At 44.8% G+C, this 1254-nt stretch carries 1 protein-coding gene; it reads right to left on the reverse strand.

Features of this window, described 5'->3' with window-relative positions; genetic code table 11:
* Positions 1-668: 668 nt before the first annotated feature.
* Positions 669-1019, reverse strand: coding sequence for a 50S ribosomal protein L19 (gene rplS / locus HMPREF3027_RS06835; protein WP_021902536.1), 351 nt, complete (start codon positions 1017-1019; stop codon positions 669-671).
* Positions 1020-1254: the final 235 nt, after the last annotated feature.

A 1254-nucleotide genomic window follows, 5' to 3' on the forward strand; every position in this document is an offset into this window, starting at 1 on the left:
TATTTAAGAGGGACCTCTGCCGAGGTCCTTACTCTATTATCCTTCACAGCTTGTATATCATCATTCGTACAACAGTCTCTTATAATGCATAACCCCTAGGAGAAAGGTGGTTGATGGTGGGTGGGGATAAGGTTATTATGGGGTTGTTGAATTTGGGTTGAGTGCTTAAAATGAGTTAATATTTGTCTCAATTTAGGGCGAGGAGAAGTGAAATCAGAGGGTAGCTGTATGGTATTATAAACCAATGGGTTAGGAGGGTGGCGATTGAGATCGTATCTAAGCGGTTGCTGAGACCGTATCTAAGTGATCGGCGAGATGCAACTAAGCGATCGACGAGATGCAACTAAGCAATCGGTTTGTTGCAACTCAGTTGGGGCTTTTGTAGGGTGTTGGATATCAGTAGGTTGTGAGGGGGTACCTACGCAGCCCTATTTTGGGTGAGTTTTTCACTTTATTTCACAGGTTTTGGGCGGTGGAAAGGAGCTCTTGTTTTGAGGATGCCTTATCGGACAAGTCGGACAGATCGGACAGGTCGGACGTATCGTAGTGTAAACAGATGATAATGACCTCGGCCGAGGATCTTTTTGTCTTTCTTGTCGACTGGAAATAATAAGGGCCGGCTATGTATATAGCCAGCCCTTATTGTAGCTTTTGTAGCTCTGAAAGCTTTAGAAGCTTCTCTTCTCGCGGATACGAGCCTTCTTACCTGTGAGCTTACGTAGGTAGTATAGCTTAGCACGACGTACGTGTCCTACCTTGTGTACGATAATCTCATCGATGAAAGGTGAATTTAGAGGGAATATTCTCTCTACACCTACACCGCTTGAAAGTTTACGCACAGTGAAACGACGGTTGTCGCCCTCACCTACGATTTTGATCACGTCACCACGGAAGGTCTGGATACGCTCCTTATCACCCTCCTTAATTCGGTAGGCTACAGAGATCGTGTCACCGCTCTTGAAGTGGGGATGCTGCTTACCTACAGCCATCTCTTGCTCTACTAGCTTGATTAAGTCCATTGTACTTTTTGCTTATATTAATTAGTATTGTCTAAACGCAATATAACTAGGTCACACATAAATTCCTAGCAGAGATTACGCAAAGCACCGCAAAGGTACCAAATATATATGGTATTTCAAAGTGTTGGGACGCCCCTTAGCAGGGGTTACGCATTAGAAAGTTCATGCCGTATGGTTTTTAGCGGGGTATATATATGAGTAAGGACCTCGGCAGAGGTCCGACGGATCCTAGCCC

It is taken from the genome of Porphyromonas sp. HMSC077F02, assembly GCF_001815465.1.
GTDB lineage: Bacteria > Bacteroidota > Bacteroidia > Bacteroidales > Porphyromonadaceae > Porphyromonas_A > Porphyromonas_A somerae.

Bases quoted from the DNA above. Each gene is read 5' to 3' on its own strand.
- rplS (WP_021902536.1), bottom strand. From the start codon at position 1,019: ATGGACTTAATCAAGCTAGTAGAGCAAGAGATGGCTGTAGGTAAGCAG.